General features: G+C 67.0%; 21 protein-coding genes. 12 read left to right on the top strand and 9 right to left on the bottom strand.

The window, feature by feature from the left end; genetic code table 11:
• The first annotated feature begins 45 nt into the window (after window positions 1-45).
• Window positions 46-1,107, top strand: a complete 1,062-nt coding sequence (locus G6N43_RS29970) for an NAD(P)-dependent alcohol dehydrogenase (protein WP_234810118.1) — start codon at window positions 46-48, stop codon at window positions 1,105-1,107.
• Here the strand turns inward: G6N43_RS29970 and G6N43_RS29975 are convergent.
• On the bottom strand, window positions 1,098-1,535 hold the full coding sequence (locus G6N43_RS29975; RefSeq protein ID WP_083152777.1) for a nuclear transport factor 2 family protein: 438 nt from the start codon (window positions 1,533-1,535) through the stop codon (window positions 1,098-1,100). The two genes, G6N43_RS29970 and G6N43_RS29975, sit on opposite strands and share 10 nt — an antisense overlap.
• A 38-nt stretch (window positions 1,536-1,573) precedes the next feature.
• On the opposite strand from G6N43_RS29975, the gene G6N43_RS29980 reads away from it, so the two are divergent.
• A complete protein-coding gene (locus tag G6N43_RS29980) occupies window positions 1,574-2,476 on the top strand; it encodes an aldose 1-epimerase (protein WP_083152776.1) in 903 nt (300 codons plus the stop codon).
• 5 nt (window positions 2,477-2,481) lie between these two features.
• Here G6N43_RS29980 and G6N43_RS29985 read toward each other — a convergent pair whose 3' ends face one another.
• Genes G6N43_RS29985 through dnaK form a run of 4 tightly spaced genes read right to left on the bottom strand, consistent with a single transcriptional unit; the run spans window position 2,482 to window position 6,544 of the window.
• Entirely contained in the window at window positions 2,482-2,865 is a 384-nt protein-coding gene (locus tag G6N43_RS29985) for a heat shock protein transcriptional repressor HspR (RefSeq protein ID WP_083152775.1), read from the bottom strand.
• Window positions 2,866-2,871: 6 nt separating this feature from the next.
• Window positions 2,872-4,050, bottom strand: coding sequence for a molecular chaperone DnaJ (gene dnaJ, locus G6N43_RS29990; RefSeq protein WP_083152774.1), 1,179 nt, complete (start codon window positions 4,048-4,050; stop codon window positions 2,872-2,874).
• A gap of 26 nt (window positions 4,051-4,076) precedes the next feature.
• A complete protein-coding gene (gene grpE, locus G6N43_RS29995) occupies window positions 4,077-4,682 on the bottom strand; it encodes a nucleotide exchange factor GrpE (RefSeq protein ID WP_083152773.1) in 606 nt (201 codons plus the stop codon).
• Window positions 4,679-6,544 carry a molecular chaperone DnaK gene (gene dnaK, locus G6N43_RS30000; RefSeq protein WP_083152772.1) on the bottom strand — a complete coding sequence of 622 codons (1,866 nt, stop codon included), beginning with the start codon at window positions 6,542-6,544 and terminating at the stop codon, window positions 4,679-4,681. Before dnaK ends, grpE begins: the two co-directional genes overlap by 4 nt.
• A 369-nt stretch (window positions 6,545-6,913) precedes the next feature.
• Here dnaK and G6N43_RS30005 point away from each other — a divergent pair, with 369 nt between their 5' ends.
• The 7 genes from G6N43_RS30005 (at window position 6,914) to G6N43_RS30035 (ending at window position 12,975) form a co-directional block, all read left to right on the top strand.
• Window positions 6,914-9,271 carry a heavy metal translocating P-type ATPase gene (locus G6N43_RS30005; RefSeq protein WP_234810117.1) on the top strand — a complete coding sequence of 786 codons (2,358 nt, stop codon included), beginning with the start codon at window positions 6,914-6,916 and terminating at the stop codon, window positions 9,269-9,271.
• A 175-nt stretch (window positions 9,272-9,446) separates the two neighbouring features.
• Complete coding sequence (locus G6N43_RS30010; RefSeq protein ID WP_110810416.1) at window positions 9,447-9,785, top strand: hypothetical protein; 339 nt, start codon at window positions 9,447-9,449, stop codon at window positions 9,783-9,785.
• Window positions 9,786-9,834: 49 nt separating this feature from the next.
• Window positions 9,835-10,455 carry a TIGR03085 family metal-binding protein gene (locus G6N43_RS30015; RefSeq protein ID WP_083152770.1) on the top strand — a complete coding sequence of 207 codons (621 nt, stop codon included), beginning with the start codon at window positions 9,835-9,837 and terminating at the stop codon, window positions 10,453-10,455.
• A 23-nt stretch (window positions 10,456-10,478) separates the two neighbouring features.
• Complete coding sequence (locus G6N43_RS30020) at window positions 10,479-11,030, top strand: hypothetical protein (protein WP_083152769.1); 552 nt, start codon at window positions 10,479-10,481, stop codon at window positions 11,028-11,030.
• 28 nt (window positions 11,031-11,058) lie between these two features.
• Window positions 11,059-12,003: an LLM class F420-dependent oxidoreductase gene (locus tag G6N43_RS30025; protein WP_083152768.1), complete on the top strand. Its 945-nt coding sequence runs from the start codon at window positions 11,059-11,061 to the stop codon at window positions 12,001-12,003.
• 38 nt (window positions 12,004-12,041) lie between these two features.
• The gene (locus G6N43_RS30030) at window positions 12,042-12,485 is read left to right on the top strand and encodes a hypothetical protein (RefSeq protein WP_308206531.1); all 444 of its coding nucleotides are present in this window, start codon (window positions 12,042-12,044) and stop codon (window positions 12,483-12,485) included.
• 19 nt (window positions 12,486-12,504) lie between these two features.
• Window positions 12,505-12,975 carry a hypothetical protein gene (locus G6N43_RS30035; RefSeq protein WP_083152767.1) on the top strand — a complete coding sequence of 157 codons (471 nt, stop codon included), beginning with the start codon at window positions 12,505-12,507 and terminating at the stop codon, window positions 12,973-12,975.
• Window positions 12,976-13,035: 60 nt separating this feature from the next.
• Here G6N43_RS30035 and G6N43_RS30040 read toward each other — a convergent pair whose 3' ends face one another.
• The 4 genes from G6N43_RS30040 to G6N43_RS30055 form a co-directional block, all read right to left on the bottom strand.
• Window positions 13,036-14,529: a dynamin family protein gene (locus tag G6N43_RS30040; RefSeq protein WP_083152766.1), complete on the bottom strand. Its 1,494-nt coding sequence runs from the start codon at window positions 14,527-14,529 to the stop codon at window positions 13,036-13,038.
• 27 nt (window positions 14,530-14,556) lie between these two features.
• Complete coding sequence (locus tag G6N43_RS30045) at window positions 14,557-16,401, bottom strand: dynamin family protein (protein ID WP_083152765.1); 1,845 nt, start codon at window positions 16,399-16,401, stop codon at window positions 14,557-14,559.
• Window positions 16,402-16,512: 111 nt separating this feature from the next.
• Window positions 16,513-17,508: an IniB N-terminal domain-containing protein gene (locus tag G6N43_RS30050; RefSeq protein WP_083152764.1), complete on the bottom strand. Its 996-nt coding sequence runs from the start codon at window positions 17,506-17,508 to the stop codon at window positions 16,513-16,515.
• A 253-nt stretch (window positions 17,509-17,761) separates the two neighbouring features.
• Window positions 17,762-18,283, bottom strand: coding sequence for an Rv0340 family IniB-related protein (locus G6N43_RS30055; RefSeq protein ID WP_083152763.1), 522 nt, complete (start codon window positions 18,281-18,283; stop codon window positions 17,762-17,764).
• Window positions 18,284-18,514: 231 nt separating this feature from the next.
• Between G6N43_RS30055 and G6N43_RS30060 the strand changes: the two genes are divergently transcribed.
• From G6N43_RS30060 to G6N43_RS30070, 3 genes are all read left to right on the top strand, one after another.
• A complete protein-coding gene (locus G6N43_RS30060; RefSeq protein ID WP_083152762.1) occupies window positions 18,515-20,320 on the top strand; it encodes an Hsp70 family protein in 1,806 nt (601 codons plus the stop codon).
• A 3-nt stretch (window positions 20,321-20,323) separates the two neighbouring features.
• On the top strand, window positions 20,324-22,849 hold the full coding sequence (gene iniR, locus G6N43_RS30065; protein WP_083152761.1) for an isoniazid response ATPase/transcriptional regulator IniR: 2,526 nt from the start codon (window positions 20,324-20,326) through the stop codon (window positions 22,847-22,849).
• A 139-nt stretch (window positions 22,850-22,988) separates the two neighbouring features.
• A complete protein-coding gene (locus G6N43_RS30070) occupies window positions 22,989-25,934 on the top strand; it encodes a (Fe-S)-binding protein (RefSeq protein ID WP_083152760.1) in 2,946 nt (981 codons plus the stop codon).
• The last annotated feature ends 15 nt before the right edge of the window (window positions 25,935-25,949 follow it).

Genomic DNA, 25,949 nt, shown 5'->3' on the forward strand with positions numbered 1-25,949 from the left:
ACCCTACACTGATCAAGATCATTCCCTGCCGGGCGAGGAGCCGCCATGCCGACGATGCGCGCCGCACGCATGCACGCCTACCAGCAGCCGCTGACACTCGAAGAGATTCCGATCCCCGACATCGGCCCCACCGAGGTGTTGGTCAAAGTCGGTGGTGCGGGCATGTGCCGCACGGACTTTCAACTCATCGACGGCTACTTCGGCACAGATATGCCGCTACCGGCCACCCCGGGGCATGAGATCGCCGGCACTGTCGACCGTATCGGTGCGGACGTCCCCGCCGCGGCGCGCCTGTCCGAAGGGGATCCGGTGGTGGTGTTCGGTCCGCTCGGTGACGGCTCGTGCCGGCAGTGCCACCGCGGTAACGAACAGATCTGCAACCAGGGGCACTGGATCGGCTTCGGACCTCACGGCGGCTATCAGGAGTACGTTCCCGTCGCCTACCAACAGTTGATCAAGGTCAGCGGAAGCCTGTCGCCGCTTTCGCTGGCACCGCTGACCGATGCGGGCCTCACCCCGTACCGCGGGCTGAAGAAGTTGCAGGCCGCCGGGGCGCTGGGCCCGGGAACGACGCTTGCGGTGATGGGCATCGGCGGCCTCGGCGCGTACGGCGTGCAGTACGCGAAGCTGCTCGGTGGCGGGGCAACGGTCGTCGCGCTGGCGCGCAACCCTGAAAAGCTGGCGCTGGCAACCGAAAACGGCGCCGATCACACCGTCAGCATCGGGAACAAGACCGACGACGAGGTGCGCGATGCGCTCGAAGAGGCGACGGGCCGACGCGAGTTCGACGCCGTCATCGAATGCGCGGGCGCCGAGGAGAGCATCCGGCTGGCCTTCTCACTGCTGGCGACCGAGGGCGCCGTCGCTTCGGTCGGGTTGGTCGGCAACCGGGTGGACATCTCGCTGTTTCCGTTGGTGAGCCGCGAGTACACCCTGTTCGGATCGTTCTGGGGCAACTACAACGACCTCACCGAGGTGGTCGCGCTGGCCGAGGCCGGCAAGATCAAGGACTCGGTCACGCCGGTCAACTTCGAGGACGTCAACGACCACATCGATGCACTCGGCCGCGGCGACTTCGTCGGACGCGCGGTGATCGTCTACGACTGAGGGGATACCCGCTGCCACAGGTCGTTGAATGCGACGCTGTCGAAGAAGGCTGTCCCCTTGATAATTCGGTTGCCCGAAAACGTCAGGAACCACGCATACGTGTTGCGATAGGCCACCCCGTCGCGGGCCGTGGCCTCACCGTCGAAGTACACGATCACCGTGTCGCCGTCGGCATAGATCTCCCGGATCGTCGGCTTGAGAGGGACGGTCATCCGCGCGTTGAAGGGCAGGATGACGTTGCTCATGAAGTCTTCCTTGCTGGTGTAGACGCGGGCCGCCACCGAGTTCCCGGTGATCTCCCAAGTCGCGTCGTCCGCGAGCGCCTGCAGCGGGCTTCCAGTCCCAGTGGCCCACGCCTCGAATCCGGCACGCACCGTGGCCAGGTTGCGTGCCTCGATGTCGTTGTACTGCCCAGAAAATGCCGTCATCGCTTCATTTAATCGCAGCGGTGGCAGGATCGACAGACATGGCTGACTTCGAGAGCGTCATCCTCGCTGATCCGTCGTCCTCACTTACGGCGACGTTCGTCCCGTCCGCAGGCATGATCGGTACGTCGCTCGCCGACGGTGATGACGAATTCCTTGGCCAGCGCCGCGGACTAGACGCTTATGTGACCAACGGCAAGACGATGGGCATCCCGATCCTCTACCCGTGGGCAAACCGGTTGAGCGCCAGCGAGTATGAGAGCACTGGCACCGTGGTCACATTGACCCCTGGAGTTGGCGGCGTGCGCGCCGACGAGAACGGTCTACCCATCCACGGTGTGCTGGCCGCCTACCCGGGTTGGCAGGTGACGGCATGCTCCGAGAACACCCTCACCGCCACAGTTGACTTCGGGGCGGAACCGGCGCTGCTCGCGTCGTTCCCGTTCCCCCATCTGCTCACGCAGAGCATCACGCTCAACGATCGCACGCTCACGATCGAAACCACCGTGACCCCGACGACACAGACCGCGGTGCCGCGGTGCTTCGGCTACCACCCGTACTTCACGATTCCCGAAGTACCGCGCGATCAGTGGCGGCTCACCACCCCGACGATGCGGCATCTGGCGCTGGACGGCCGGGGCATCCCGACCGGAGAGCACGCGCCGTGGCCCGGAACCAGCGAGCCGCTGGCATCCGCGACCTACGACGACGGCTTCGACGAGTTACCCGACGGCGCGTTGTTCACTCTCACGGGCGGCGACCGCCGCATCGAGGTGGCGTTCGAAACGGGTTATCCCGCAGCGCAACTCTTCGCCCCGGGCTCTGACGACATCATCGCGATCGAGCCCATGGCCGCGCCGACGGACTCGCTACGCCGCGGCGACTATCGCAGTGCGGCCCCCGGCCGGCCGGCGACCGCACGGTTCTCGATCACCGTGACCTAGGGCTGTTACTCGGACTGACGTCGCCGTCGGGCGGCGCCGGGTTGCCAGACCACCAGCGCGGTGCTCTTGGACCTCGGCGCCGACCGCAACTCCTCGAGTTCGCGAGTCAGTTCCTGGACCCGGTTCTGCAAGGCCTCGACCTGATTGGTCAGCTCGATGATCCGTTTGATGCCAGCAAGGTTGACACCTTCGTCTTGGGACAGCCGCTGGACCTCGCGCAGCAGTTCGACGTCGTGCAGCGAGTAGCGCCTACCCCCGCCGGAGGTGCGCTGCGGGCTGACCAGTCCGAGCCGGTCGTACGTGCGCAGCGTCTGCGCATGCATGCCGGCCAGCTCAGCAGCGACCGAGATCAGGAAGGTATGAGCGTCGTTGTTGGATCGCTTCGCCATCGGTGATCACGCCCCTGCCCAATTCGCCCGCGGGTCGAACCCGCTGGCCCGTTCGGCTTTCGCGTAGGCCTCCAACGCTTCTGCGGCCTCACCCTCCAGGTTCGGTGGCACCGCCACCTTGACGGTGACGAGCAGATCGCCATGTCCGCCCGACCGCTTCGGGACACCTCGGCCACGCACGCGCAGGATCCGGCCGTCGGAGGTGCCCTTGGGCACCCGCACGCCGACCTTGCCCTCAAGCGTGGGCACCGAAAGCGTTGTGCCAAGTGCCAATTCGTGGAAGCTGACGGGGACGGTGACCGTGAGGTCGTCACCACTGCGTCCGAACACCTTGTCCGGCTTGACATGCACGGTCACGTACAGGTCACCCGACGGAGCGCCGCGTAGACCCGCCTCGCCCTGACCGGGCAGCCGGATACGCTGACCGTCCTCGACGCCAGGTGGGATCCGCACGTTGATGGTGCGCGTCCTGGTGGTCACCCCGGTGCCCTTACATTCGTCGCACGGGTTCTCGATGATCGAACCGCTGCCCCGGCACTCGGTGCACGGTTCAGAGAACCCGAAGGCGCCCTGATTGCGGTTGATCACGCCGGAGCCGTTGCAGTTCGGGCACACCTTCGGACTGGTACCCGGCCGGGCACCGCTGCCGTGGCAGTTCGTGCACGGAGCAGGGCTGGTGAGCCGCAACGGCATCATCACGCCCTTGGTGGCCTCCAGGAAGGACAACTCGGTCTCGGTTTCGAGGTCGTTGCCCCGCCGCGGCCGCGACGGCCGTGGCTGCTGGGCCCCGCGCCCGAACAGGCCGCCGAACAGATCGCCGATGTTCGCGCCGCCGGTCTGGCCCGCGGCGTCGAACAGATCGTTCAGGTTGAACTCGACGCCGTCGCCACCGAATCCACCGAAGTTGCCGCCTCCGCCGCCGAAGCGACCACGACCGAACCCGCCGTTGGCGAAAAGCCTTCGCGTTTCGTCGTATTCCTTACGCTTGGCGGGGTCCGACAGTACTTCCTTGGCCTCCGAAACGGCTTTGTACCGCTCTTCGGCCGCCTGATTTCCCGGGTTGCGGTCGGGATGGTTTTCCGCGAGCAGCTTTCGGGCGGCTCGCTTGATCTCCTGCTCGCTGGCGTCGGAGGAGACGCCGAGCTCCTTGTAGAAGTCTTTTTCGACCCATTCACGCTGGGCCATACCGCGTCACCTCCTCACCTGAGTCCCTAGTTGTCTTCTGATTCTGCGGTCTCTTGCGCGTCGGAGCCGGTGTTATCGGCGTCATCGGGCACCGTGTCGACCACGCCGACCAGGGCGTGCCGAACCACCTGATCGCCGACCTTGTAGCCGCGGCGCATGACGGTCCCGATGATCGGGTGCGTGCCGTCGCCCTCGTGCTGCACGGCTTCGTGCAGTTCGGGGTCGAAGTCGTCACCCTCGTCACCGAAGGCCGAAAGGCCGAGGCCCTCAAGGACGGTCGCCAGCTTGTCGGCGACCGACTTCAGCGGTCCGCTGTCGAGATCACCGTGGCTGCGGGCCCGTTCGAGATCGTCGAGCACCGGAAGCAACTGGGTGACGACGGTGGCCTTCGTGCGTTCAGCGATGAGTTGCTGATCGCGCAGCGCCCGTCGGCGGTAGTTGTCGTACTCCGCCTTCACCCGCTGCAGGGTGGCCTTCAGCTCATCGACCTCTTCGTTGTTTTCCGGGCTCGCGGCCGGGGCCGACCCGCTTGGGGCCGGCCCGGTCGCGGGCTCACGGAGTTCGCCGGTGTCCGGATCGATGCGCCGTTTGTCGGTGACAGTCACCGGCTCGTGCGAATCGTTCTGGCTCACTTGCGCTCCTCGTCATCATCAACGACCTCGGCGTCCACCACGTTGTCGTCGGCCGAACCGTTCGGCGACGCGCCTGCGGCACCACCACCGGCGGCCTGCTCAGCCTGGGTGGCCTCGTAGATCGCCTGGCCCAAGCCCTGAGCCTCCACTCCGAGCTTCTCCATCGCCGACTTGATGGCCGTGATGTCGGTGCCCTCGAGCGCCGACTTGGCCTCGGCGACCGCGGCATCGACCTTGTCCAGCGTCTCCGTGGGGATCTTCGATCCGCCCTCGGCTTCGCGCTGTTCGGAGACGATCTTCTCGGTCTGGTAGACCAGCGACTCCGCCTGGTTGCGGACGTCGGCCTCCTCGCGACGCTTGCGGTCCTCCTCGGCGTGCGCCTCGGCGTCCTTGATCATCCGGTCGATCTCCTCCTTGGAAAGGCCTGAGCCCTCCTGGATTCGGATCGTGTTCTCCTTGCCGGTGCCCTTGTCCTTCGCGGTCACGTGCACGATGCCGTTGGCGTCGATGTCGAAGGTGACCTCGATCTGGGGCACACCGCGCGGAGCCGGCGGGATACCGGTCAGCTCGAAGCTGCCGAGCAGCTTGTTGTGCGCGGCGATTTCACGCTCACCCTGATAGACCTGGATCTGCACCGACGGCTGGTTGTCGTCGGCCGTGGTGAAGGTCTCGGACCTCTTGGTCGGGATCGTGGTGTTGCGCTCGATCAGCTTCGTCATCACGCCACCCTTGGTTTCGATACCGAGGGACAGCGGTGTGACGTCAAGCAGCAGAACGTCTTTCACCTCACCCTTGAGCACACCGGCCTGCAGCGCGGCGCCCACCGCGACAACCTCGTCCGGGTTGACGCCCTTGTTGGGCTCCTTGCCGCCGGTGAGTTCCTTGACCAGGTCGGTCACCGCGGGCATCCGGGTCGAGCCACCGACCAGCACGACGTGGTCGATGTCGGACACCGAGATACCGGCGTCGGCGATCACCGACTGGAACGGCTTGCGGGTGCGGTCCAGCAGATCCTGTGTGATGCGCTGGAATTCGGCACGGGTCAGCTGCTCGTCGAGGAACAGCGGGTTCTTGTCCGCGTCGACGGTGATGTAGGGCAGGTTGATCGAGGTGCTCTGCGAACTCGAGAGCTCGATCTTGGCCTTCTCGGCGGCTTCACGCAGCCGCTGCATGGCCATCTTGTCCTTCGTCAAGTCGATACCCGACGTGCCCTTGAACTTGTCAACGAGCCATTCGACGATCCGGTCGTCCCAGTCGTCGCCGCCGAGGTGGTTGTCACCCGAGGTGGCGCGGACCTCGACAACGCCCTCGCCGATCTCCAGCAGGGAGACGTCGAACGTGCCGCCACCGAGGTCGAAGACCAGGATGGTCTGTTCCTTCTCACCCTTGTCCAAGCCGTAGGCCAGAGCGGCCGCGGTCGGCTCGTTGACGATGCGCAGCACGTTGAGGCCTGCGATCTGGCCGGCCTCCTTGGTGGCCTGGCGCTGGGCGTCGTTGAAGTACGCGGGCACCGTGATCACCGCATCGGTGATGTCCTCACCCAGGTAGGCCTCCGCGTCACGCTTCAGCTTCATCAGCACGCGTGCGCTGATCTCCTGGGGGGTGTATTTCTTGCCGTCGATCTCGACGGTCCAGTCGCTGCCCATTTCACGCTTGACCGAACGGATGGTCCGGTCGACGTTGGTCACCGCCTGGTTCTTGGCGGGCTGACCGACCAGCACCTCGCCGTTACGTGCGAACGCGACGACGGACGGCGTGGTGCGGGAGCCTTCGGAATTGGCTACGACGACTGGGTCGCCACCCTCCAGTACTGCGACGACGGAGTTGGTGGTCCCGAGGTCGATTCCGACCGCACGAGCCATGGTTGTTCCTCCTGAATTAGTCCTGCGATGGATCTGAGTGCACCGCACTCAAGACTGCTCCGGTCGACCTTATCCTGTCAACCCAGACTTGAGTCTGTTGCGCTCAACTGTCAGACGGGTCAACGGCAGCTTCGTCGGGTTTGTTCCCGATTCCGCAGAACTTTGCCCGGCTTGTTTTCCGGTGCTGCTCGGAGGCGGACGATAGCCCCATGCAGACCACCGTCGACCAAATCGGGACGGACATCTATCGCGGCGGCGTGACTGGACGGCCGTAGAGCCCTTTGAACTGGATCTATGGGGGCTTTTGGCCATACCCATGATGGCCGAATCCGCTGTGGCGCGGCGGTCGAGGACGGGAGTGTTGACGTCGTGGCGGATAAACCTGCATTCAACGCACGCTGGCGACTGAAGGGCGAGTTGGCCCTGGTGGTGATCACGGTCGGCGCGTTGGCGGTCGGCGGCGTGCTGTGGCTGCTCGGCAAGCCCGACGCGGCGGACGTCTGCTGGATCGTCGGCACCTCGATTGCCGTGGTGCCGGCGGTCGTGTGGGTCATCGCGGCTCTACGACGCGGACGGGTGGGCGTCGACCTGATCGCGGTCCTGTCCCTTATCGGCACACTGCTGGTGGGCGAGTACCTGGCAGGCGCACTCATTGCGGTCATGCTCGCCGGCGGACGTGCCCTCGAAGCCGCCGCAGAACGTCGAGCTTCACACGATCTGCGATCGCTGCTCGAGCACGCTCCCCGGTTCGCGCGACGGCGGGTCGGATCCGACGTCAGCGTCATACCGATCGCCGATGTAGCCGTCGACGATGTGCTGGTGGTCGGGCCCGGCGAGATCGTGCCTGTCGACGGGCGCGTCGTCGGCGCGGAGGCCGTATTGGACGAGTCGGTGCTCACCGGCGAATCCCTGCAGGTGGAACGCGCCCCAGGGGAACCGGTCCGCAGCGGCGTGATGAACGCGGGTGGCGCGTTCGAGCTGCTGGCCACGGCGACCGCGCAGGACAGCACCTACGCGGGCGTCGTCCGACTGGCCCAGCAGGCTGGTGCGGAAAGCGCTGCGATCGTGAGATTGGCCGACCGCTACGCGGCGTGGTTCTTACCGCTGACGCTTCTTGTTGCCGGTGCAGCTTGGCTGGCGAGTGGGTCCGCAGTGCGCGCGGTCGCCGTATTGGTCGTGGCCACACCGTGCCCATTGCTGCTCGCCGCGCCGGTTGCAATCGTATCCGGACTGTCGCGTGCCTCCCGCCACGGAGTCGTCATCCGCAGTGGTGGCGCATTGGAAAGTCTCGGAAGCGCAACCACTTTGGTGATGGACAAGACCGGAACGCTCACAATGGGACGCCCGGCCGTCGTGGATGTACTGGCAGCACCGGGCAATGATGCCGCCGAGATTCTCCGGATGGCGGCGTCGGTGGACCGGGTGTCGCCACACGTACTGGCCGAGGCGATCGTGACCGAGGCCGCAAGGCGCAGCTACCAGTTGTCGCTGCCCGAACAAGTCGTTGAGGAGCCCGGACGCGGGGTGACCGGGACTGTCGATGGACGTCACGTCAGAGTGGGCAAGCTGAACGTCGAAGGTAGCCAACCAGATTGGGCCCGCGCTGCGATAAACCGCGCCCGGCTGGATTCAGCCGCGATCGCGTGGGTGAGTGTCGGCGAGGAGTTGGCGGGCGCAGTGCTGTTGCACGATCCGTTGCGCCGCGATGCACCGCGCACAGTGCGGCGTCTGCGTTCCGCGGGCCTCAACCGGCTGGTCATGTTGACGGGCGATCGCGCCGAACCTGCGCGTGAAGTCGGGACGATTCTCGGACTGGACGAGGTGTATGCACAACAGAGTCCGGCCGACAAGGTGGCCGCGGTGCGCGCCGAGAGGGAGCGCGCGGTGACCGTGATGGTGGGTGACGGCGTAAATGACGCCCCCGCCTTGGCTGCCGCTACAGTCGGTGTCGCGATGGGTGCTCGTGGCGCGACCGCGTCCTCGGAAGCCGCCGACATCATCTTGACGACCGATCGTCTGGACCGCCTCGCCGACGCGATGGACATCGCCAGGTGGTCGCGCCGGATCGCCATACAGAGCGCCGTTGTCGGCATGTCGTTGTCCTTGGCGGCGATGGCGGTCGCTGCGCTTGGCTGGCTGCCTCCCGCGGCGGGTGCGCTGCTGCAGGAGGGCATCGATATCGCCGTCATCCTCAACGCACTTCGTGCCTTGGGAGCCAACCCAACGACCAAGATCGACCTGCCCGCCGAGACAGAAGACATGTTGCAGCGCTTCGCATCCGAGCACGACGAACTGCGCGACACCATCGACGTGCTTCGTGATGCCGCCGACCGTTTGGTCGCCGGTACGGATCAGGCCGCCCTGGATTCGCTCATCCTTGCGCACGGCTTTCTCACCGAGCGCATCCTGCCGCACGAACAGGCCGAGGAGAGTCGCCTCTATCCCGCTCTGGCTCAGCCTCTCGGCGGCGGAGAAGCAACTGCCACGATGAGTCGCACGCACGCAGAGATCCGCCGACTGTCCGACCGGATCGGGGCCCACCTCGCGGTAGCGCAGGCGAGCGGCGGCATACAGCCTGACCAAGTCGATGACCTACTCGCCTGCCTGTACGGACTGCACGCGGTGCTGCGGCTGCACTTCTTGCAGGAAGAGGAAAACTACTTCACTCTCGCCGATGATGAATCGCAGGATCGAAAGGCGTCCCCAGGTTTCGCAGCACCGACGTAGTTCTGCGCTGACACCGCTCTTGCTCTATGCACGCTGCTCCAACAGCACACCCGTCCGACTGCGATTCGGGGGCTTTGGGGGGTCGCGGCGTGGACCATCGGCCCTAGTCGGCGAGGCCGTCGGGGGCGCATCCTGAACCTGAGTCAGCTGTTCGGCTGACGAAGGAGGCCGCACGATGACTGAACAAGTGGAGCCGACGCCTGGCCCCGCGCGCCGTGAGGGCGGCGCCGCAGTCCAGGTCCTGGTGTGGGCGGGCATCGCCGCCGCGACAGTGTTCATCGTTGCGGTGGTGTTCTTCTCGGGATTCTTCATCGGCCGCGCTACCGACGGCGCCGGCTATCCCGGGCGACACCACGGGGGACCCGGCCCCGGCATGATGGGACCGGGGATGATGGGGCCCGGAATGATGGGGCCGGGCACCGGGCCGATGGGCCCATGGCCACCCGGACAAATGGGGCCTTCCTCGCGCGTTCCCAACTCACCGCCGCCTCCGACGACCACGGCTACGCCGTAGCCGTCCGCATTTGCACTGGGACATGTCTTCGGCTGTCCTAGGGTTAGGCATGACTGCAGCCCAGCGCGAGCGCGCTGCCCTGGTGGCGACCATGAACGAAATCGGACCCGACTCGCCGACCTTGTGCGAGGGATGGACCACCCGCGACCTTGCGGCCCATCTCGTCGTGCGGGAGCGCAGGCTTGACGCGGCACCCGGCATCGCGATCCCGGCTCTCGCCGGCTACACCGACCGGGTGCAACGGCAGACCGCCGCATCCACCGGCTGGGATGAGTTGGTCGACAAGGTCGCATCCGGGCCGCCGCTGTTGTCGCCGTTCAAACTCGTTGACGCGGTCGCGAACATGGATGAGATGTTCATCCACCACGAAGATGTGCGCCGAGCCCAATCCGGTTGGGAGCCACGCACTCTCGACGCCGATACCATCGTCGCGTTGCGGCGCCCGCTGGCCGTCATGGCCCGGCTGACGATGGCCAAGGTGCCTGCCCGCGTCACTCTGTCCACGCCCGACGGCCAGCCGGTGGCAACGGTCGGGCGTGGTCCCGATCTCACGGTCACCGGCGACATCGGGGAACTCACCATGTTCGTCGCGGGCCGCGATGAGGCCCGGCTGATCTTCTCCGACGCGCAGGTTGCCCAGGCCGTCCGCGCTGCGCGCCGGGGTTTGTGACGTCGGGCGCGTAGCCTGACCCCATGTCGCACCGGGCGAAAGTCGGCCTCGCCGTTGGATTTCTGCTGTCCGTCGCGCTGGTCGGCGTCGGCTGCTCCACGACCATCGACGGCAACCCCGTCGCCTCCGACACCTCGGCAAACGAGCCCAGCTTCCCGACGACGCGGCCGACCCGAACGCCCCCGTCCACCGGTACAACGCCATCCACGCCGCCGACCGGCACACACCCCGGCGGGGAGACGCTGCCACCCGACGAGTCCGGCTACGTGTTCATCGAAACCAAGTCGGGCAAGACGCGCTGCCAGATCTCCCGCGAGGAGGTCGGCTGCGAGTCGGACTTCAACAACGCAATAGAAGTGCACGGCATGCCCGCCAACGGCGTGCGCGTCACCGCCGGCGGGAGTATGGAATGGGTCGTGGGCAACCTGGGCAACATCCCGGCCGTCACGCTCGATTACCAGACCTATCACGCGCTCGGCTGGACGATCGAGGCGACCAGCGACGGCACCCGGTTCACCAACGACGGCACCGGCCACGGCATGTTCATCAACACCTCAGGCGTCGAGGTCTTCTGAGCCCAGGCTCGGCGCCTACGCTGGCCCCATGAATTCGCCACTCGACTTCCGGGTCTTCGTCGAACCGCAGCAGGGCGCCACCTACAGCGACCAACTGGCGGTCGCCCGTGCGGCCGAGGCCGCCGGGTATTCGGCGTTCTTCCGCTCCGACCACTACACCGCGATGAGCGGCGACGGCTTGCCCGGGCCCACCGACTCGTGGGTCACACTGGGCGCGATCGCACGGGAGACGGCGTCGATCCGGCTCGGCACGCTGGTCACCTCGGCGACGTTCCGCTATCCCGGCCCCCTCGCGATCGCCGTGGCGCAGGTCGACGAGATGAGCCGCGGCCGCGTCGAATTGGGCTTGGGCGCCGGCTGGTTCGAGGCCGAGCACAAGGCGTACGCCATTCCGTTCCCGCCGCTGGGCGAGCGGTTCGACCGGCTGACCGAGCAGCTCAGCATCATCACGGGTCTCTGGACGACCCCGTCGGGCGAGACGTTCGACTTCTCCGGGACCCACTACACCGTCGCTGACTCCCCCGCCCTGCCGAAACCCGTTCAGAGTCCCCATCCGCCGATCATCATCGGAGGTGGCGGCGCCAAGCGCACGCCGGCGCTGGCGGCGGCGTACGCCTCCGAGTTCAACATTCCGTTCGCACCGGTCGACGTGGCCAAGACCCAGTACGAACGGGTCGCAACGGCGCTGACGGACGCGGGACGTGCGGCCGACTCACTGACGTACTCCGCCGCCTTCGTGGTGTGTGCCGGCCGCGACGAGCAGGAGATCGCGCGGCGGGCCGCGGCGATCGGTCGCGAGGTCGACGAGATGCGCAGCAACTCCCCGCTCGTGGGGACGCCCACAGAGATCCTCGACAAGCTCGGCCCCTACCTGGAGATCGGTGTGCAGCGGGTTTACCTGCAGCTACTGGACATGTCGGACCTCGACCACCTGGACTTCTTCGCCGCGGAGGTGCTCCCCCAGCTCGTCTGAACAGGCGTGGAGGTGCAGGTCGCCGCTACTATCTGCCCGTGGCCGGCCGGTTTGACGAGGACGACAACGGGCAGCCCTGGCACAACCGCACCCCGGCGGTGGTCGGGGCCAGCCTCTTGGCCCTCGTGGTGGTCGGCATCCTGATCTCTGTGGCGATGGCGTTGTCCCGTCAGTTCGGCCAACCAGAGCAGGCCCCGATCGACTTCGTCGAGCCGACGTTCTCCGCGACCGCGTCGGAGTCGGCGACCACCACCACCCAGACGATCACGAGTACCAGTCCCCCCGAGACCACCGACATCAATCCGTCTTCGACGTCGGAGACCTCGCCGTCGGAGACCACGTCCTCGGAGACCACGTCGTCGACCACAACGACAACCGAACGGACGACCGTCCGTACTCCACGCCAGGACGATGACTCGACCAGAACAACGCGGCAACGACCACGCACCAATGTGACGCGTACGCTCAATCCCTTCCCGTGAGCGCCTACTATCGGTGCCCGTGGCGCGATACGGAACTCCCGACGACCCGAACTACCCCGACGACTCCCCGACCGTCTACGCGGACTACAACCAGCCGCCCGGCGATCCGGATCCGTGGTACCGCCGGCCCGCCGCGCTGGTCGGGTTGGGTGCCCTCGGCGCGGTGGTGGTCGCACTCATCGTGTTCGGGTTGGCCAAGCTCATCACCGGCGGTGACGAGCCCGCCGACCAGACCCCGTTGACACCGCTCACCACGACGTCGAGGTCAGTGGCGCCGACCACCACAACGGCGACGTCGGCGCCCGAGACCGTCACGGAGACCGTCATTCCGACGACGACCGAGCCGACGACCACAACGACAACGACCACGACGACGACACCTCCGACCACCACCACGACAACGTCGCCGAGTGTCAGCACCAGCGTCAGCACGAGCACGGAGACCAGCACCGTCACCGAAACCGAAACGGTGACGGAGCCTGCCCCGTGAGCTAGCGGCCTATCGGCCAGGCTGGATTGGCCGCTCAGCGGCCCAGGCTGGATTGGCCGCTCAGCGGCCCTTCGCCGCGTACTGCGCCACCAGCGCCTCCGCGCTTCGCACCGCCGCCCGGCAGGCGCGCGTCGTGAACGGATCGTTGAGCGGATGTTCGGCGCGCCGACGCCATCGCTGGGCGGCGGCGAACGCGGCGCGGGGACCGTCGTACGGGGCATCGGGTGACAGCCCCAGCCTGCTCGCGGCGTCGGTGCCGGAGCCGCCGATGATGCGCCGCAGCGACGCGATCTCGTCGTCGTTCAATGTGGTTGGGCGGGAACGCAATTGACTGAGCAGGCGCAGCTCCTCGAACGCGTGGGTGTCGGCGAGCAACGGGTCGATGTCGGCGATGATGTAGTTGCTCGCGTAGATGGGGTTGTTCTGCACGAACCGTCGCAGCGACATCAGGGCGGTGTGCGCCTTGAGTAGATCGGAGCGCTGCGCGAACTGTTGATCGATCACGTCGCGCAGCGCGACCAGACCGCTGCGTTCCAGCAGCTCGTCCGCCAGGGCCAGGGAGTCACTGACCCCGGCGCGCAGCACGGCGATCGAGATCCTGATCCCGAACATGCCAAACCGGTCGAGCAACGCGGCCCGAGTGGCGGCGTCGACGGGCAGCTGGCTGTCCTCGCGGACGAACCGGTCCACCGACAGCATCGCCTTCGTCAGCTCCGCCGCGTCGACCCCGGCCAGCTTTTCCAGCGCGACGAACTCGCTCTGCCGCAGGGTGCGCGCAGTCAGCGCAAGCAGCCCCGATACCGGCACCACCGCCTGGCAGATCCCGGTTCGCTCCAACTCGGTGGTGAACCGGGCCGCAACATCCTTGGCCGACAGCATCGCGTCGATGCGGCCCGCGCCGATCTCGTCGGCCCGGGAAGCGACCCCGATCACCCCGAGCGCTCCCGTGGATCCCCCCACCAATTCGCCGATCTGCTTGAGCAACGCGATATCGGCGGCGTTGAGGGTGCGCAGCAGGAACACCACGGCATCGACTCGCGGAACGCCGTCATCCGGCACCAGCAGCTGCAAGGTGCGCTGGGAGACGTCCCGGGACAACGACGACGTGCCGGGGGTGTCGACGATCGTGGTGTCGATCAATTCCGCGGCGGGCCACTCGACATCCAGGTCGACGACATCATCGGGATCGAGCGTGGCGAAATCGAATGTGAGCCCGCCCTTCACGGGGTCGCGGCCGATCGGCACGTTGGATCGCCTGCCGCCCCGGTGGTTTGCGGTCACCTTCGGCGTCGGCCCGTGCCGGAACCAGGTCACGATACGGGTGGCTTCGGTGGCATCCGTGGGCGCAATGTCTTCTCCCACAAGCGCATTCAAAAGCGTCGATTTGCCCGCCTTGAGCGTGCCTGCCAGGGCGATACGGATCGGCTGGTTCAGTCGGCGGCCGATCCGGTCCAGTTCGTTGTGAATGTCGGACCGTTGCGCGTAGGCGGGGTCGGATCGGTACGCCTGGATGGTTCCGTCCAGGATGGCGCGCACCTGATCACTTGTGCTCATCGACAGTCCAGCTTAGGCACCGCGATGTCAGGCGACCCCCGAAGGGTGTGCCTCGGCCGCCAGCTTCCCTGCGTGATCGAGCACCTGGTTGAGGATATTGAGCTGACGCTCGAGTTCCTTGACGCGGGTATTGCGTTCGTTCTCCTCGAGTTTCGCCGCGGCAATGGTCGCCTGCAGTGATTCGTTGAGTGAGCGGGTGGTCTGGTTGGCGATGGCGCGGTAGTGGTCGCGCAGTTGCCGCTGAATGCCCTTGAGCCGGTCGCGCGATTCCTTGTTCACGACGAACGAGACGTCATCGATGAAGCGGCGGACGTTCAGCTTCGCCTCGTTGCGCACGCGCATCATCCGGTTGTCCATGTTCTCCCGGTACGCGCTGCGTCCCATCAGCAGCCCCGCGCCGATGGACAGCGGGTTGAACATGCCCAGACCGGCGAACGACGTCATCATCCCGAACATCAGCACGCCGCCGTAGGACCCCTGCATTCCCATCGTGACCCTGCGGGCCTTGCCGACCGGCTTGGCCTCGAGATTGGCCAGCGACTTGATCTCGCCGAGGCTGGCGCCCATCTCACGGGCATCGATCCGTGGCATCTTGACCGCCTCGAGCCCGGCCTCGGTGAACGTGCGACCAACCTCCTCGGCGAGCGCCTGCGCACGCTGGTATGCCCAGACGAAGTTGTCCCCGACCGCGGTGGCGATCGCGTTCTCCAGCTCGGCACCGATCTCGGCCCAGTGCTGGGTCGGGTCGCAGGAGTCGATCTCCTTCTCGATGTGCTGACCGATGACGCGGAAGCGGCCACGCAGATCGTGGTCGACATCGGCGGTGAGATCGGCGATTCCGTCGTTGAGGACCTGCTGCCACAGCGCGGTCTGTTGCAGTGCGTCGGCGGCCTCCTCCTTGCGCCGCTCGATATCCTCCGTCAGCCGGTCGCGGATCTCCGGATCGTTCAGCGCCGCCAGCTCGGTGTTGACCGTCATCGCCAGATGCTCGGCGGCCGACCGGATCTCGGCGACGACCTGATCGCGAATGTGGTCGTTGTGCCGTGACAGCACCTGCTCGCTGAGGAACTTGACGATCGCCGGGAAGTTGGACTCCTCGTTGAGTTCCTTGTCGTTGAGCTGGATCGCGTGACTGCGCAGCAGCGCCGACGACGGGATGATCGGGATCGACAGGCCCGCCCGGTCCAGGTGGCCCCTGTTGGTCTCGACGATCTTGCGCCAGTGCGGATACAGATCGGTCTTGGTGGCGACGATCGTTGCGACCCGGCAGATTTCGAATGCCTGCCGGATGAAGGTCAGTTCGGGTTCGGTGAACTCCTGGCTGGTGTCGCTACACATCAACACCGCGGCCGCGTCGGGCAACAGCCCTAGCGTCGCCGACAGGTGCTGCTGACCGTGACCACCGACACCCGGGGTGTCCACGAATGTCAAACCGTTCTTCAGGAGCGGACTGGCGGCGGTGACCTCGACGCGTAGCACCTCACGCCCGCCGGCCTGCGGTGCGCGGCGCAGATCGGTCTTGATGTCGTCCATCGCGATGTCGATGACGTCTGGCTCGGCACCGTCGGGCCGCGCAACGATCAGTTTCGCGGCCGCTTGTTCGCCGTAGGACACGACCGTCGGCAGCACGGTGCTCTCGTCATCGCCGACGCGCGAGACAGGCACATTCAGCAGCGAATTGAGCAGTTGGCTCTTGCCCTGCTTGAGTTGGCCGGCGATCACCACCCGGATCTGCGGATCGGTGATCCGGGACTTGGCCCTGGCCAGCCGGTCGACCAGATCACCGCGCTGGTTCGCCTCCGCGATCTTGCTGGTGTGCTCGATCAGCTCGACGATGACCTTCACCGGTCTGGCCGTAGTTGGTTGCGTCATGAAGTCCCTACTTGTCGGCGTCGCCGCGAGACGCTTCGTACCCACGGTAGATGTGCCAACTGGCGGGGACCGTCTTTCGATCCCCGCCAGCGGCGTTTTTCGTCTTCCGGGTCAGAACAGCCCGGCGTCGACCGTGTTGTCGACGTCGAGGGTCGTGTTCACCTGGCCCGAATTGTCGACGGACGCGACCTGGCTGGAGTTGTCCACCGTGGCGTCGAGGGAGTCGATGGAGTTGTCCACCGAGCTGTCCCTGGAGCTGACGCCACCGGAGACACCGCCCAGCACCTCGGCGTCGCTGACCGTGGTCTGGTTCCCGCCAACAGTGGTGGTGTCGTTGTCGTTGATGACGATGACGCCACCCGATCCGCCGGCACCGCCGGAGGCGTCACCGCCGTCGTTGCCGATGCCGATCAGGCCACCGCCGCCGTTTCCACCAACCGCGCCACCGCCGTGGCCGCCGCTCATGTCGACGTCGTTGATGACGGGCCCGTCGTTGCCGGAGATGATGTCGCCGCCCGCGGTCTGGTCACCGCTGTCGTCGATCTCGTTGTCCTCACCGATGTTGACGTTGGAGTCGTCGATGTCGCCGGTGTTGACGTTCTCGTTGTCGTCGCCGACCACGTTTCCGTCGCCGTCGACGTTGGTCGCGTCGATATCGCCTGCGGTACCGGTGTTGACGACGCCACCGTTGTTGGCGGTGTTGGTGGTCTTGTCACCGAAGGTGATGTCGCCGAAGTCCAGGCTGAAGTTGCCGACGCCCTGCTGCTGGTCCTCGCCCGCCGTGTTGGCGACGTGGGTCTCGGGGCTCATGAAGCGGGTGTCGTTGTGGCTCAGCGTGTCGTTGTTCGACAGCACCTCGGTCTGGCGCTGCGGCGTGAAGGCGATGCCGTGGGTCTGGGCCACCGCCTGCTGCAGACCGAGGACCGGGTCGCCACCGCCGTGCAGGACCGCGGCGGGTGCCATCGTGGCAGCGACTGCCTGCACCTGGGCCGCACTCACGTTGGAGACGTTGGCCGCGGCCATGGAGCGGCTCGGGTCGGTGATGAACTCCTGGGCCCGCACCGGGTCACGGAAGAGGTCCAGGATCCAGTCGATGATGTTCGTCATTTCGCGTCCTTTGGTCGTGTCTGTCGGGGTCTGGTCGCCGGGCTGTCCGGCGAACTGATGACCACGCTATGGACGGCACGGCCCCCGGGAAACGGGGCCGAATCCCCTCGCTCGAGCGGTACGGCTCGGGTTACGACAGTGCCCGCGTTAGGGGATTAGGGGATGGTTAGGGGGTAGCCGTCGAAGGCCGCACAAAGCGAAACTGCGCGGCCCCGGTGGGCCGCGCAGCTTTGGTGGTGCTGGGACGAAACGACTAGAAGATGTCGAATCCTGACGGGTCGGAGTCCATGTCGGCGACCTCGATGACGGTGGCGCCGACATCGCTGCCGGTCGGCAGGTCGACCTCCGGCAGATCATCGAGCGTGGGCTGGTCGAACTGCAGCCCGCCGTCGTCGGAGCCGACGACGCCCGGTATGCCGGAGTCGCCGAGACCGTCCAGCAGCTGGTCGGGCGCATCGACGTGGTCGACGATCGCCGCATGCCCGTCATCAACAGCCTGAACTGGCACTTGATCGTCGAACGCGTCGAATGCAGCCGTCGCGGCACCACTCGCCCAGATGTTGTCTGTGACGTTGGTGACGCTCTCGGTGCCTACAGCCGGCACGGCAGCACCCAGCGACTCGGTGACGACCGGGATCAGGTTGTTGACGTCAGCACTGGTCACGTTGGTGAGGTTGGCGTCGAGGATGGCCTGGTCCGGGTTTTCGGCGTAGCGTGCTGCGGCGTCGGGATCGCGCACGAGAGACAACACGAAGTCGAGCAACTCGTTGGCCATGAAACACCCTCCCTCCCAATTCAGATGTATGCGGCAGTACAGATAGCGAGCCTGATGGCTTGCCAACGATGTTAGCGACGGCCGGTGCCGCGGAGATCGGTGTGAAACCCACCTCCGAAGCTGGGGCATTAGGGGGCCCGGCGTTAGGGGTTTCGACGGCATAGGGGGATATGCCGTGGATTGGCGTACTGAGCCGCTATCGTGAGGTTCGGCCGAAACGTAGAGGAAAAGATGAGCGACTCTCTCGGGTTGTCGATTGGGATGACCAATCTGGTGGCGGCCCGCATGGGCCGGCCCCCAGTCATGCGGCGATCGGTGCTCACCGTGTTCGACGATCGCCCGCCGGAAGTGGGCCTGCCGTCGGAGTTCGCGGCGGACCCGTCGGTGCCCCAACAGGGCCTGGTCCTGACGGGGTTCGTCGAGCGAGTGGGCGACCCGGTGCCGCTGGTCGCGGCCGACGGTTCGGCGCACCGCGGAGAACAGGTGCTCGTCGAAGCCCTCGATGCGATGGCACGCACCGTGGGAGGGGGCGCACCCATCGCGATCGCGGTGCCCGCGCATTGGAGCGCCGCCACCGTGGGCGCGCTGCGCGGTGCATTGCGCGGCAGGACGAGCCTGGCACCCGACGGCGTGATTCCCGCACTGGTCCCGGATTCCGTTGCCGCGCTGTCTGCACTGCAATCGGCGCCGGGGCTGCCGCCCAGCGGCGTGGTGGTGCTGTGCGATTTCGGCGGCAGCGGCACCAGCATCACGCTGGCCAACGCGGGCGCCAACTTCGACACCATCGGCGAGACGGTCCGCTATCCCGACTTCTCCGGTGACCAGATCGATCAGGCCCTGCTCAACCATGTACTGACCGGTATCGCGGAGGCTAACGCCTCCGATCCCGCGAGCACGGCGGCGGTGGGCTCGTTGGCCCGGCTGCGAAACGACTGCCGCGTGGCCAAGGAGCGGCTGTCCGCGGAGACAGCGGCAGCCGTGCACGCCGAACTGCCCGGCTTCGCCTCCGATGTCCGCGTGACGCGCACCGAGCTGGAACAGCTGATCGCCGGGCCGCTGAACGGCCTGCTGGACAAGGTTGAAGAAGCGTTGCAGCGCAACAACGTTGGGATCTCCGACATCTCGGCGGTCGCCACCGTCGGTGGTGGAGCGAACATCCCACTGGTCACCCAGCAGCTGTCGACCCGCTTACGCGCGCCCGTCGTCACGACACCGCAAGCGCAGCTGAACGTGGCCGCAGGCGCGGCGGTGCTGGCAGCCAGTGCCGACGCGGCGACCGGAATGGCGACCGCTGCCGACGCCCCGACGGGGCTGGCCCCGACCATGGGCTGGGCCGGTGCAGCAGCGGCAGGCGCAGCGGCCGCCGATGCGGCTTCCGACTCCCCGGCGTCGTCGACGTTCCGCGCGCTCGCCTGGTCGCAGGACGACGCCCCCGCGGGCGAACCGGTGCCCTATACCGGCGAGGACTACACCTTCGACCCGTCGACCACCGGCGCGGCCCGCCCGCCGATGGAGTTCAGCCACGAAGAGGAAGGCTTCACACCAGAACCCGGGCCACTGCCCTGGTACAAGCGCCCGACTCTGTTGTTCGGGGCGGCAGCAGCCGCAGTGCTGTTGGCCATCGGCGGCCTCGCGGTCACGTTGACGAGCACGACGGGCAGCACGGGTCCGGTGACCGAGACGGCGACGACCGTCGAGACCGGTCCCTCGCCCGCGGGTCCACCCGCCACCTCCGAGACCATCACCGTCACGGGGTCCGACGGCCGCCCGAGCACCACAGTGGTGCCGCCTCCGCCGACGACGACCACCACGGCGACGACGACACCGTCGACCACCTCGAGCACGACGACAACAACGACCACCACCACGACAACGACCACCACCACGACAACGACCACACCGACAACGACGACGACACAACCCACGACCACTCAGCCGACCACCACGCAACCCACCACCACCGAAGCCCCGACGACGACCGAAGAGCCGATCACCACCACAGCCGATGTGGTGATTCCTGACGACGACGGAACGTGATCCATGCCGAAGCCGGCGCCCGAGCATGCGGCCGAAATTCCGCCGCCCGCGCGTGACGCCGTCGCGGCGCTGACCGCTGCACCGGGCGACCCGGTGAAGATGCTGGTGTCCGGCGGCATCGGCAGCGGTAAGAGTTCCGTGCTCGCCGCGGTGCGCGCCGTATTGCGGACCGCGGGTGTGCCGGTGCTGACCCGACCGCCCCGCAGTGGAGACGATCCCAAAGCCGCCGTGGTGATCGACGACGTGCATCTGCTCGACGACGACGAGCTCGCGCAACTCGTCGACCTGGTCTCCGATCCGGCCTCCACGGTCGTCGTCGCGACCGAACCACTCGCACACCGTCCGGCGCTACGTGCCCTGACCACCGCGATCGAACGCGAGAACCCCGTCGTCTCGGTCGGCGCGCTGAGCCCGGCCGACGTCACGCGTATCTGCACCGAAACCTTCGACGCCCCACCGACATCCGAGTTCGTCCGGGCACTCATGACGACTACGGCCGGGCTTCCCTTTCTTCTGCAGCCGGCGATCGCCGCCGCATCCTCCCGCGAAGGGGAAGCACGGGCCGCAGAGGCCGCCGGGTTCGCACTGATGGAGCGACTGCGCCGACTGGAGGAGCCGGTGCTCGACACCGTGCTTGTGATGTCGCTGAGTCCCGACCTCGGACCGGACGACGTCGCGGCGACGTTGCGGATCGAAGCCCGGAACGCGCAGACGCTGGTGGACAGCGCCCGCGCCAGCGGACTGCTCGAACCGTCACACAGCCCCACGTTCCTGCTTTCCGTGCACAGCTCCATCGCCCAGATCATCGGCGCGGCAAGGCATCACGACATCGAGATCGCGCTGCTCGTCTCGCAGATCGAATCATCAACGCTGTCAGCCGATCTCGCTCTGCGGCTGGCCGAACACGGCCTGCGTGACGACCGGCTGGCCAACGCGTTGGCGGAGCTCGCAGCCGAGAACCAGGACCGACCCGCAAGGGCGGCGAGGCTCTACCGTGCGGCCACGGATGCAGGGGCGACGAAGTTGAACTCGCGGCTGGCTGATGCGCTTGCCCTGACCGGTGACTGTACGGCCGCCGGCCGAATCGCCGATGATCTGCTCGGCTCGAACGACCCGGCCGAACGCGCGGCGGCGGTCCGCATCGCGGCCAGTATCGCCGCGCACGACGGAAGTTCCGCGCAGGCCGCCGACTTGTTCCGTTGGCTCGGCCCCTATCCCGACGCATTCGTGAGCGCGGCCGGCGCCGTCGTCTCCCTCGCCGTCGGGGACCTGCCGACGGCGCGCGCGGTGCTCAGCGTCGAGAACGCCGGCCCGCCGACGTCGACCTCACGCGCCGCCCGCAACCTCGCCGAGGGTCTGCTGTTGTCCCTCGAGGTGCCATATCCCGCGGCCGTCGCTCGGCTCGGCCAGGCGATCGTCGCCGACCCCCAGCCGACCGGGGTGGCGCCCGATACGTCCGCTGCACTCGTCACGCTCGCCGCACTGCACGGCGGCGACCCGGTGCGCGCCCGCAGCGTGATCGGCCGCGCCGTGCGTGCCGCGCCACACGACGACCCGGAGAGTGTGGCGTTCGTCGCGCGCAGGCACCGACTGCTCCTCGGCTGGGTGAAGATGCTCGACGGCCAACTGCCGCCGGCAACCGCCGATGTCACGGCCGTGGCCGCCGACGGCCCGCTGCATCGGCGAGATGCGCTGTGGGCGGCGGCGCTGCAGACCGCGATCGCCCGCCGCAGCGGCGACACCGGTGCGGTGCAGAAGCATTGGTACACGGCGATGGAGGTGCTCGCCGAATATTCGATGGATCTCTTCTCGCTGCTGCCGCTGGGTGAGCTGTGGGTGGCCGCGGCCCGCATGCGGCAGGTCGACCGACTGCAGCACACCCTCGACGAGGCGTTCGCCCTGCTCGAGTCGCTCGGTAAGCCGCTGCTGTGGTCGGTGCCGCTGCACTGGGCGGGTGTGCACGCGGGGATCCTGGCCAATTCCCCCGAGGCGGTGGCGCCGCACGGTCAGGCGCTGACCGCAGCGGCCGGCCAGAGCGCATTCGCCAAGGCGCTGGCACAGGCGGGCCGCACCTGGCTGCGGGTGCTCGCCAATCACGTCGACACCGACGAAGTCAGCGCGGCGGCGCGGACGCTGTCGCAGTTCGGCCTCACCTGGGACGCCACCCGGCTGGCCAGTCAGGCCGCACTGCAGACTCCCGACGGACGGGTGTCCGGGGCGATGCTGCAACTCGCACGCGACCTCAAACAGACCAGTCTGGTTGACGCCGCGCCGGACGTCGACGCGTCCACAGCGGGCGACGCACCTCCGGGTCCCACCCGGCCGGCCTCGACGCGACTGTCCGACCGGGAGCGCGAGGTCGCCGAACTGTTGCTCCTCGGCATGCCGTACCGCGACATCGGCACGCAGTTGTTCATTTCGGCAAAGACCGTCGAGCATCACGTCGCGCGGATTCGCAGACGGTTGGGCGCTGAATCGCGCTCGGAGATGCTGTCAATGCTGCGCGCGATGCTCAGCCCGCGGAACTGAGGCCTCGGGCCTAGTTAGGTAAGCCTGCGTAGCGCGCTTTCCTGCGAAGGTGCAACTATGAGCAGGCACTGTGCGTAAGTTACTGACGGGTAACATAGGCGAAGTTACCCTTGAGTAACTTGGAACGGGAGGGCGTGCGATGGAAACCCAGATGCTGATCAGGATCGTCGTAGTGGTCCTGATGGTCGCGGTCGTGGGTGTGTTCGCCCTGAAGCGCGTCCTGTTCCTGACGAACCTCATCCGCTCAGGCGCGAAGACGAGCGTCGAGAACAACCGCAAGGACAACCTCGGCAAGCGCATCACCACGCAGATCGAGGAGGTCTTCGGGCAAACCCGACTGCTCCGTTGGTCGATCCCCGGCATCGCCCACTTCTTCACGATGTGGGGCTTCTTCATCCTCGCCACGGTCTACCTCGAGGCGTTCGGTCAGGTAGTCGACCACGACTTCCACATCCCGTTGATCGGCCGGTGGGACGCCCTCGGCTTCCTGCAGGACTTCTTCGCCGTCGCGGTGCTGCTCGGCATCATCACGTTCGCGATCATCCGCATCGTCCGCGAGCCCAAGAAGCACGGCCGCGACTCCCGCTTCTACGGCTCCCACACCGGCGGCGCCTGGCTGATCCTCTTCATGATCTTCAACGTCATCTGGACCTACGCCCTGGTCCGCGGCGCCGGTGCCAACACCCACGCCCTGCCCTACGGCAACGGCGCGTTCTTCTCGCAGTTCATGGGCTGGGTGCTGCATCCGCTCGGCGAGACCGCCAACGAGTGGATCGAGACGCTGGCACTGATCGGCCACATCGCCGTCATGCTGATCTTCCTGCTGATCGTGCTGCACTCCAAGCACCTGCACATCGGTCTGGCGCCGGTCAACGTCACCTTCAAGCGCATGCCCAACGCACTGGGACCGCTGCTGCCCGTCGAGTACAACGGCGAGCGCATCGACTTCGAGGATCCCGCCGAGGACGCGATCCTGGGCCGCGGCAAGATCGAGGACTTCACCTGGAAGGCCTACCTGGACTTCACGACCTGTACCGAGTGCGGGCGGTGCCAGTCGCAGTGCCCCGCGTGGAACACCGGAAAGCCGCTGTCTCCCAAGCTCGTGATCATGAACCTGCGCGATCACCTGTTCGCCAAGGCGCCCTACATCCTCGGTGAGAAGGAACGGCCGCTGGAGAACACCCCCGAAGGTGGGCTCGGCGAAGAACTCCGCGGGGAGAAGCACGACGAGGAACACCACGTGCCCGAGTCGGGCTTCGAGCGCATCCTGGGCTCGGGTCCGGAGCAGGCGACCCGCCCCCTGGTGGGCACCCTCGAACAGGGTGGCGTCATCGATCCGGACGTGTTGTGGTCGTGCACGACGTGCGGTGCGTGCGTCGAGCAGTGCCCGGTCGACATCGAACACATCGACCACATCGTCGACATGCGCCGCTATCAGGTGATGATGGAGTCGGAGTTCCCCGGCGAACTCGGCGTGCTGTTCAAAAACCTTGAGACCAAGGGCAATCCGTGGGGACAGAACGCCAAGGATCGCACCAACTGGATCGACGAGGTCGAATTCGACGTGCCGGTCTACGGCAAGGACGTCGAGTCGTTCGACGGCTACGAGTACCTGTTCTGGGTTGGGTGCGCAGGCGCCTACGAGGACCGGGCCAAGAAGACCACCAAGGCCGTCGCCGAACTGCTGGCGACCGCGGGCGTGAAGTATCTGGTGCTCGGCGAGGGTGAAACCTGTAACGGCGACTCGGCCCGCCGCTCCGGCAACGAGTTCCTCTTCCAGCAGTTGGCCGCCCAGAACGTCGAGACGCTCAACGAGCTCTTCGAGGGCGTCGAACGCGTGGACCGCAAGATCGTCGTCACCTGCCCGCACTGCTTCAACACGCTGGGCCGGGAGTATCCGCAAGTGGGCGGCAACTACACCGTGCTGCACCACACCCAGCTGCTGAACCGGCTGATCCGCGACAAGAAGCTGGTGCCGGTGAAGCCCGCGGACGGCGGAATCGACATCACCTACCACGACCCCTGCTACCTCGGTCGGCACAACAAGGTCTACGAGGCGCCGCGTGAGCTCATCGGCGCATCCGGGGCGAAGCTGACGGAGATGCCGCGCCACGCGGACCGCGGCCTGTGCTGCGGCGCCGGCGGCGCGCGGATGTGGATGGAAGAGCACATCGGCAAGCGCGTCAACGTCGAACGCACCGAAGAGGCGATGGACACCGCGTCGACGATCGCCACCGGCTGCCCGTTCTGCCGCGTGATGATCACCGACGGCGTCGACGACGTCGCAGCGGCCAACGATGTGCCGAAGGCCGAAGTGATGGACGTGGCGCAGCTGCTGCTGGGCTCGATCGACAAGAGCTCGGTCACGCTGCCCGAGAAGGGAACCGCGGCCAAGGAGGCCGAGGAGCGCGCCGCGCGCATCGCGGCGTCCGCCCCCACCGAAGAGGCGGCACCGGCCGAGGCCGAGGAGGCCAAACCGGAACCGGCGGCGCCGGCGGCTTCTGCCGCGCCCGCTGACACGAAGCCCGTGACGGGCCTCGGCATCGCAGGTGGGGCGAAGCGCCCAGGAGCCAAGAAGGCCGCCCCTGCCGCCGCGGCCCCCACCGCCGAAGCCCCGGCGAAGGCGGAGCCCGAGGTCAAGGGCCTCGGCATCGCTACGGGCGCCAAGCGTCCGGGTGCGAAAAAGGCGGCAGCCGCACCCGCAGCCGAGCCGGAAGCCGAGGTCAAGGGTCTCGGCATCGCGGCGGGTGCGCGGCGTCCCGGCGCCAAGAAGGCGGCACCTGCCGCGGCGGCACCGGCGGCTGCACCCGAGGCCAAGGCCGAACCGGAAGCGCCCGAACCGGAAGCGCCCGCGAAGCCAGAACCCGAGGTCAAGGGCCTCGGCATCGCACCCGGTGCGCGCCGTCCCGGCGCCAAGAAGGCGGCGCCGACGGCGGCCGCACCGAAGCCCGCGGACTCGGAACCACAGCCTGCCGCGGCCGAACCGGAGCCCGAGCCCGCGGGTGACAGCAACAGCGAAAAGGCCGCTCCTCCGGTCAAAGGCCTAGGTATCGCCAAGGGTGCCCGGCCGCCTGGCAAACACTGAACCGGGTTTTTCGAT

Source organism: Mycolicibacterium moriokaense (assembly GCF_010726085.1).
Lineage (GTDB): Bacteria > Actinomycetota > Actinomycetes > Mycobacteriales > Mycobacteriaceae > Mycobacterium > Mycobacterium moriokaense.

Coding starts and splice junctions, on each gene's coding strand:
- G6N43_RS29970 (WP_234810118.1), top strand. CDS start 46: ATGCCGACGATGCGCGCCGCACGCATGCACGCCTACCAGCAGCCGCTG.
- G6N43_RS29975 (WP_083152777.1), bottom strand. CDS start 1,535: ATGACGGCATTTTCTGGGCAGTACAACGACATCGAGGCACGCAACCTG.
- G6N43_RS29980 (WP_083152776.1), top strand. CDS start 1,574: ATGGCTGACTTCGAGAGCGTCATCCTCGCTGATCCGTCGTCCTCACTT.
- G6N43_RS29985 (WP_083152775.1), bottom strand. CDS start 2,865: ATGGCGAAGCGATCCAACAACGACGCTCATACCTTCCTGATCTCGGTC.
- dnaJ (WP_083152774.1), bottom strand. CDS start 4,050: ATGGCCCAGCGTGAATGGGTCGAAAAAGACTTCTACAAGGAGCTCGGC.
- dnaK (WP_083152772.1), bottom strand. CDS start 6,544: ATGGCTCGTGCGGTCGGAATCGACCTCGGGACCACCAACTCCGTCGTC.
- G6N43_RS30010 (WP_110810416.1), top strand. CDS start 9,447: ATGACTGAACAAGTGGAGCCGACGCCTGGCCCCGCGCGCCGTGAGGGC.
- G6N43_RS30015 (WP_083152770.1), top strand. CDS start 9,835: ATGACTGCAGCCCAGCGCGAGCGCGCTGCCCTGGTGGCGACCATGAAC.
- G6N43_RS30020 (WP_083152769.1), top strand. CDS start 10,479: ATGTCGCACCGGGCGAAAGTCGGCCTCGCCGTTGGATTTCTGCTGTCC.
- G6N43_RS30025 (WP_083152768.1), top strand. CDS start 11,059: ATGAATTCGCCACTCGACTTCCGGGTCTTCGTCGAACCGCAGCAGGGC.
- G6N43_RS30040 (WP_083152766.1), bottom strand. CDS start 14,529: ATGAGCACAAGTGATCAGGTGCGCGCCATCCTGGACGGAACCATCCAG.
- G6N43_RS30045 (WP_083152765.1), bottom strand. CDS start 16,401: ATGACGCAACCAACTACGGCCAGACCGGTGAAGGTCATCGTCGAGCTG.
- G6N43_RS30050 (WP_083152764.1), bottom strand. CDS start 17,508: ATGACGAACATCATCGACTGGATCCTGGACCTCTTCCGTGACCCGGTG.
- G6N43_RS30055 (WP_083152763.1), bottom strand. CDS start 18,283: ATGGCCAACGAGTTGCTCGACTTCGTGTTGTCTCTCGTGCGCGATCCC.
- G6N43_RS30060 (WP_083152762.1), top strand. CDS start 18,515: ATGAGCGACTCTCTCGGGTTGTCGATTGGGATGACCAATCTGGTGGCG.
- iniR (WP_083152761.1), top strand. CDS start 20,324: ATGCCGAAGCCGGCGCCCGAGCATGCGGCCGAAATTCCGCCGCCCGCG.
- G6N43_RS30070 (WP_083152760.1), top strand. CDS start 22,989: ATGGAAACCCAGATGCTGATCAGGATCGTCGTAGTGGTCCTGATGGTC.